Here is a 6,217-nt window from a genome sequence, read left to right as displayed (position 1 = left end):
CTTTATTATTTCAATTATAATGCTATGATGCTAAAAGTTTTAATAAGAATTTTTTTCTGTTCAATTTTGGTTTTATTTATTGTTCAATGTTCAGGATCTAAGAAAGTTATTGATATTTCTAAAGAAGAAGAGGAAGTATTTAATCTAAATACGAGAGACACTATTATCATTGAGAACGATAGCTTAGAGTATGAAATAATAATTATGGAAATAGGTTTCAATACCTGGCTCCAAAGTATAGCAAAGCCAAGGGGATATTATACCCAAAATTATATGGAAAACAGAAATCGAATTTATGTTATAAACTGGAATCAACGCGTTCTGGAACCTTTAAGATTTGATCCTAATTTATATGAGCTGCAGATCAACTATGACTCCAATATTGATTATGGGTATGAAGTGAACTATAAACTTTATAATTATTTTATTTATTTTCAACGCAAATACAATCAACGCCTTGGACCCTTTGCACCACGAATTAATTGAATATATTTGCCCCGATCTTATTTAAAATGAATAAACTTAAAAAACGCTGGGGTATAGAATCCAGTTTTCAACTTATCATAATTTTAATTGTATTTTCTATCACAGGTTCTGCTGCGGTATTTATTGCAAAACCATTTCTTGAGTGGGTTGGTCTGGAAAGAAGCAACTTACCTGACACATGGTGGAGTGGCTGGGTATACTGGACTTTAAGAATAATGGTGATCTTCCCAATTTACCAGATCCTTCTAGTGGTTTTTGGAGGGCTTTTTGGACAGTTCAAATTTTTCTGGAACTTTGAAAAAAAAATGTTAAACAGAATCGGACTAGGTTTTCTTTTTAAGTAAATTAATCTTTTCTTAACTTATCCTGATTGCTTTATTTGATTACTTTGTATCGTGATGGTCAAAAACAAATCACTTTCCATAATTTCATTGGTGCTAATCATCTTTTTGGCGCTTCCTTCGGTTATTCAATTATCACACGTTTCCAATCATTTAGAAATTAACTGCGACAACACTTTTGAGTCGCATATTCATGCCAAAGAACTGGATTGTGATTTTAGTAAATTTAATTTTTCTCATCACTATTATATTCGACTTTTTAAAACACAATTAGTAGCCGCTGTTTTTATAAGAAATGAATTCTCACACACTTATATATATACTCCGGTATCAGACACCCCACTATTTTCTCTTAGAGCTCCACCCTTATTTTCGTAACTCCATTTATTAGATTTTTTTAATTTAAAAACAGGTTATGAAATATTTATTATCAATACTTTTTGTATTATTTTATTTTAACAGTAAAGCACAGTGCACACTTATGGGCAATATTTCAGCAGAAGATTCAAATACCCCATTAGAACAGGTTTCCGTATACATGCCACAATTAGAAAAAGGTACGGTAACCGGAAGCAATGGAGAATTTGTTATGAATAATCTTCCGGTGGGGACTTACAAGATTGTTGCGTCCTATATGGGCTACCAGACATATTCTTCAACCATAACCCTTACTCAGGGTACAATTACTTTGGATATTGTCCTTTCGCCAAGTGCCATAGAAATGGAAGAGGTAATTGTATCTACACCATTCCACAAATTACAACGTGAAAACGTAATGAAGGTAGAACAGGCTGCCGTTGAATCATTGAGAAAAATGGGGGCTATAACGCTTTCGGATGGAATCACAAACATCCCGGGTGTGGAAAGTGTTTCCACAGGAGTAGGAATTGGAAAACCTGTGATAAGAGGTTTAAGCTCCAACAGGGTTTTGGTATATTCTCAAGGCATACGACTGGAGAACCAACAATTTGGCGATGAACACGGCCTTGGTATCAGTGCAGCAGGTGTGGAAAGTGTAGAGGTCATTAAGGGTCCAGCATCTCTTCTTTATGGCTCGGATGCCTTAGGTGGGGTACTTTATTTAAATCCGGAACAATTTGCCAATATTAATTCAACCAAGGGTGATATTAATTTAAACTATTTTACGAATACGCAGGGTGTCAATGCAAATGCAGGCTTCAAAACTTCTGGAGAGAAATTCAAATTCCTGGTGCGTGGTGCATATACATCTCATGCTGATTATAAAGGCGGAAACAGTTTAAGAGTAACTAACTCCCGTTTTAATGAATTTGATCTTAAAACAGCACTTGGATACCAATTAGGAAAATTTAAAACAGAGTTGCGCTATAATTTAAATAGCTCAGATTTAGGCATTCCGGAAGATATTGGAATACAGGATTTAGGACGAACTCCAATGTCACCATATCAGGAAATAAACAGCCATATTTTAAGTTCAAAAAGTGATTTGTTTTTTAACAATTCTAGCCTGAGAATAACACTGGGCTATATACTTAATAACCGAAAAGAGTTTGAGGAGGAGGAAGATGTAGAAATACCACCGACTAGCCCGGATGATTTAAAACCAGCTCTGGACATGAAACTTTCTACATTTAGCTATAATGTCCAATATAATTTGCCAACCCTTGGCCGCTTGCAGACGATAGCAGGGCTCCAGGGAATGAGCCAGGATAATAAAAACTTTGGAGAGGAGGTGTTAATACCCAATGCAATTACCAATGATATTGGCCTTTTGGCAACCTCACATATCCACTTCGAAAAAAGCGATGTTCAACTAGGTATCCGATTTGACAATCGGACTATTAAGGGAGAGGAAACGGGCATCGTGGGTGAAGAAGGATACATAGCACAATTGGATAGAAATTTCAATAGCTTTAATGCAGCACTGGGATATCGAATTGATTTTTTAAAGAATTTTATAGGTCGAATTAATCTTGCAAGTGGATTTAGAGCTCCTAATTTGGCTGAATTAACTTCAAATGGTGTTCATGAAGGTACTAACCGATTTGAAATAGGCAATCCCAACCTGAAGAATGAAAAAAATCTGCAAATAGATATTGCACTGGAATATGGTAGTCAACATTTTGAATTTTTTGCAAATGGTTTTTACAATATTATCAGCGATTATATTTTTATTGAACCCAATGGAGAATTTGTAGATAATAATCCGGTGTACAATTACATACAGCAGGATGCCAATTTATATGGTGGAGAAATTGGGTTTCATTTTCACCCTCACCCTTTAGACTGGTTGCATGTGCAGAGCAGCTTCGAATCCGTGATTGGACAGTTGGACAATGACGACTACCTTCCATTGATACCTGCAAATAAGCTAAGTAATACCTTAAGGTTAGAATTTAATAATTCGCAAAAATGGATAACAGATGGTTATACCTTTATCACCTTAAATACCATATTTGATCAAAATAGAGTGGCAACCTTTGAAACGTCCACTATGGGTTATAATCTTTTAAACGCTGGTTTTGGAGCAAGTCTGAAACTCTTTAAACAAGATGTTGAATTGATGGTAACTGCCCTAAATATTCTGAATAAGGATTATATTTCCCATTTATCCAGGCTAAAGGTAGATGATATTTCAAATATTGGAAGGAACATTAATATAGGATTAAGTATTCCTCTATAAGAAATATAGGTTTAGTTTATAATATAAATTAAAACAGGTGGTTTAAGGAATTTGAAATATAAACGGTTTAGTCTTCTTCAATAGTTATGTACTTGTTAACTGCAAAAACATAGGTATAGAGCCACATTAAAGTGAAAGAAGGAATCACGTCCAGTCCAGGAACAATTTCTTCGATAAAAGCTATCAACCCGGCTATTTTTCCGGGATTCCCCTTGTACATTCTTGTCATCAACCAACCTGCTATGGGCGCCCATATCAAATCTGTGAATTCCCCAATACCCGGTATCATAAAAGAAAGCATACCAATTCCATCAAAAAGGAGCCCTAATGCAAGGAGTTTGTATTTTTTCTTCTTAATCATTTAGAAATTATAAAAACGAATCCTATTCTTTAAATTTAATTATCTATATGACAAAATCAAGACAGATTTGAACTGATTAATTTTAAAAATTCATTACGAGTTTCTTCTTTTTGGAAAGAGCCTCTAAATCCGGATGTTGTAGTCACGGAATTCTGTTTCTGAACACCCCGCATCATCATACACATATGTGCGGCCTCTATAACAACGGCAACTCCCTGAGGATTTAGAGTGTCATTTATACAATCTAATATTTGCTCGGTTAAGCGTTCCTGAACCTGCAACCTTCTTGCAAAAACATCTACGATTCTTGGCAATTTGCTCAACCCCACGATCTGTCCATTGGGGATATAAGCAATATGTGCTTTCCCAAAAAAAGGTAACATATGATGTTCACATAGAGAATACAATTCAATATCCTTAACAATTACCATTTCATTATAAGATTCATTAAACATTGCACTCTTAAGGATTGCCGCGGCATCTTGTTTATATCCCTGTGTTAAAAACAACATTGCTTTGGCCGCTCGTTCAGGGGTTTTAATTAATCCTTCACGACCAACTTCCTCCCCTATTTCGCTGATTATTCCTGAAAAACGCTCTGTTATTTCATTGGTAATTTCTATGTTATATTCTTCCAGGTTGTGGTATGATGTCATAATAAAAAGGTATAAAAGGCTTGATTTAAAAGTACTTCGAAATTAAAGGTTTCTACTTTAAAAATCATAAATAAATGTATTATTAGTAAAATGAAGGCATCAATAGAATTCTACCAGGCTGCTGCCAACGGATTCCCCATTCATAACATTTTGAAGTGTTAAGGGTATTGTTTACTTTCATGCCCTAATTATTAATTGATGATTAAGGCCACTAATATCCAAAAATATTTCGGAGAACTTCAGGTTTTGAAGGGGGTAGATTTGCGTATAAAAGCTGGAGAAGTAGTATCTATTGTAGGGCCCTCAGGTGCCGGTAAAACAACATTATTGCAAATTTTGGGCACACTGGATACTCAATCAAACAAAAAGGAAAGTGAGCTAAAAATCAACGGTATTGATATTACTTCATTAAAAGATAAAGCACTGGCTGCATTTAGAAATAATCATATTGGATTTATTTTTCAATTCCACCAATTATTACCGGAATTTACAGCCATTGAAAACGTCTGCATTCCGGCATTTATTAAAAGGACCGGGAAGGCAGAGGCGGAGTCCAGAGCAACTGAATTGCTAAATTTCCTTGGGCTTTCCAGCCGCATGCACCACCGACCTAATGAGCTATCTGGTGGTGAACAACAACGTGTTGCAGTCGCAAGGGCATTGATAAACAATCCAAGCATAATACTTGCCGATGAACCAAGTGGCAATCTGGATTCGGAAAGTGCAGATAAACTGCATCAGCTTTTTTTTCAGTTACGCGATGAATTTGGGCAAACTTTTGTTATTGTTACTCATAATGAGGAATTGGCTGATATGGCAGACAGAAAGTTAACCATGATAGACGGACAAATCATAGACTAATATGTTGAGAGAAGTTTGGGAATCCATAAAAAACCCATTTATCTCATTAGCCTCACCAAAATGAAAAATCAGTGACTATACTTGAGTTAAGAGATTTTTTGGATGCAAAAGTCTTCCAGTACAATAATCCTCAATTTCTTGATTCAGATCCAATTCAGGTTCCCCATTTGTTTACTAAAAAAGAAGATATTGAGATCAGTGCATTTCTCACATCAACAATTGCGTGGGGTAATAGAAAAAGCATTATAAACAATGCCCGTTATTTAATGGATTTATTAGATAATGACCCGCTTAATTTTGTTTTATTCCATAAAGAATCAGAATTGATGAAGCTTGAGCCATTTGTCCATCGCACTTTTAATCATATTGACCTGATATACTTTATTAAAGCTTTGAGATGTATATATAAACAACACGGAGGTTTAGAAGCAATTTTTAGTCAACATACCACAAATAAATCTACACAGCCTGCAATTTCTAAATTCAAGCAAACCTTTTTTGAGCTAACACATCCAAAAAGAACAACAAAGCATATTTCCGATCCAGCTAAAGGTTCCGCCGCTAAACGCCTGAATATGTTTTTAAGGTGGATGGTTCGCGATAATTCGACCAAGGTAGATTTCGGGATCTGGAAATCTATCTCCCCTGCCCTTTTATCCTGCCCCCTGGATGTTCATTCAGGCAATGTAGCCAGAAAGTTAGGGCTATTACATCGGAAACAAAATGATTCCAAAGCTGTGTATGAACTGGATTCTTATCTTCGAAAAATGGATCCACTAGATCCCGTAAAATATGATTTTGCACTATTTGGACTGGGCGTATTTGAAAAATTCTAAGAAATATTAATGTA

Annotated in this window: 8 protein-coding genes; 6 read left to right on the top strand and 2 right to left on the bottom strand. The window is 35.4% G+C overall.

The features are described 5' to 3' along the window. Positions 1-27 precede the first annotated feature (27 nt). Genes WBM60_RS03280 through WBM60_RS03265 form a run of 4 tightly spaced genes read left to right on the top strand, consistent with a single transcriptional unit; the run spans position 28 to position 3,489 of the window. The gene (locus WBM60_RS03280) at positions 28-486 is read left to right on the top strand and encodes a DUF6146 family protein (protein ID WP_424263843.1); all 459 of its coding nucleotides are present in this window, start codon (positions 28-30) and stop codon (positions 484-486) included. Positions 487-512: 26 nt separating this feature from the next. After that, positions 513-830 (top strand): DUF6787 family protein, encoded by a 318-nt coding sequence (locus WBM60_RS03275; RefSeq protein WP_424263802.1) that lies wholly within the window; start codon positions 513-515, stop codon positions 828-830. A 54-nt stretch (positions 831-884) separates the two neighbouring features. Next, positions 885-1,205: a hypothetical protein gene (locus WBM60_RS03270; protein ID WP_424263804.1), complete on the top strand. Its 321-nt coding sequence runs from the start codon at positions 885-887 to the stop codon at positions 1,203-1,205. A 37-nt stretch (positions 1,206-1,242) separates the two neighbouring features. After that, entirely contained in the window at positions 1,243-3,489 is a 2,247-nt protein-coding gene (locus WBM60_RS03265; RefSeq protein ID WP_424282753.1) for a TonB-dependent receptor, read from the top strand. Between the two features lie 67 nt (positions 3,490-3,556). Here WBM60_RS03265 and WBM60_RS03260 read toward each other — a convergent pair whose 3' ends face one another. Continuing rightward, positions 3,557-3,850 carry a hypothetical protein gene (locus WBM60_RS03260; protein WP_424263808.1) on the bottom strand — a complete coding sequence of 98 codons (294 nt, stop codon included), beginning with the start codon at positions 3,848-3,850 and terminating at the stop codon, positions 3,557-3,559. Positions 3,851-3,906: 56 nt separating this feature from the next. Next, positions 3,907-4,506: a GTP cyclohydrolase I FolE gene (folE, locus tag WBM60_RS03255; RefSeq protein WP_424263810.1), complete on the bottom strand. Its 600-nt coding sequence runs from the start codon at positions 4,504-4,506 to the stop codon at positions 3,907-3,909. Positions 4,507-4,704: 198 nt separating this feature from the next. Between folE and WBM60_RS03250 the strand changes: the two genes are divergently transcribed. Continuing rightward, the gene (locus tag WBM60_RS03250) at positions 4,705-5,367 is read left to right on the top strand and encodes an ABC transporter ATP-binding protein (RefSeq protein ID WP_424263812.1); all 663 of its coding nucleotides are present in this window, start codon (positions 4,705-4,707) and stop codon (positions 5,365-5,367) included. 71 nt (positions 5,368-5,438) lie between these two features. Further along, on the top strand, positions 5,439-6,203 hold the full coding sequence (locus WBM60_RS03245; RefSeq protein ID WP_424263814.1) for a TIGR02757 family protein: 765 nt from the start codon (positions 5,439-5,441) through the stop codon (positions 6,201-6,203). Positions 6,204-6,217: the final 14 nt, after the last annotated feature.

The organism is Eudoraea sp., from assembly GCF_049669105.1.
Lineage (GTDB): Bacteria > Bacteroidota > Bacteroidia > Flavobacteriales > Flavobacteriaceae > Eudoraea.
This window is presented reverse-complemented; position numbering and strand designations above follow the sequence as displayed.

What these genes read in the sequence shown, in the direction of transcription:
- WBM60_RS03250 (WP_424263812.1), top strand. Translation starts at nt 4,705, where the DNA reads ATGATTAAGGCCACTAATATCCAAAAATATTTCGGAGAACTTCAGGTT.
- WBM60_RS03270 (WP_424263804.1), top strand. Translation starts at nt 885, where the DNA reads ATGGTCAAAAACAAATCACTTTCCATAATTTCATTGGTGCTAATCATC.
- WBM60_RS03260 (WP_424263808.1), bottom strand. Translation starts at nt 3,850, where the DNA reads ATGATTAAGAAGAAAAAATACAAACTCCTTGCATTAGGGCTCCTTTTT.
- WBM60_RS03280 (WP_424263843.1), top strand. Translation starts at nt 28, where the DNA reads ATGCTAAAAGTTTTAATAAGAATTTTTTTCTGTTCAATTTTGGTTTTA.
- folE (WP_424263810.1), bottom strand. Translation starts at nt 4,506, where the DNA reads ATGACATCATACCACAACCTGGAAGAATATAACATAGAAATTACCAAT.
- WBM60_RS03265 (WP_424282753.1), top strand. Translation starts at nt 1,243, where the DNA reads ATGAAATATTTATTATCAATACTTTTTGTATTATTTTATTTTAACAGT.
- WBM60_RS03275 (WP_424263802.1), top strand. Translation starts at nt 513, where the DNA reads ATGAATAAACTTAAAAAACGCTGGGGTATAGAATCCAGTTTTCAACTT.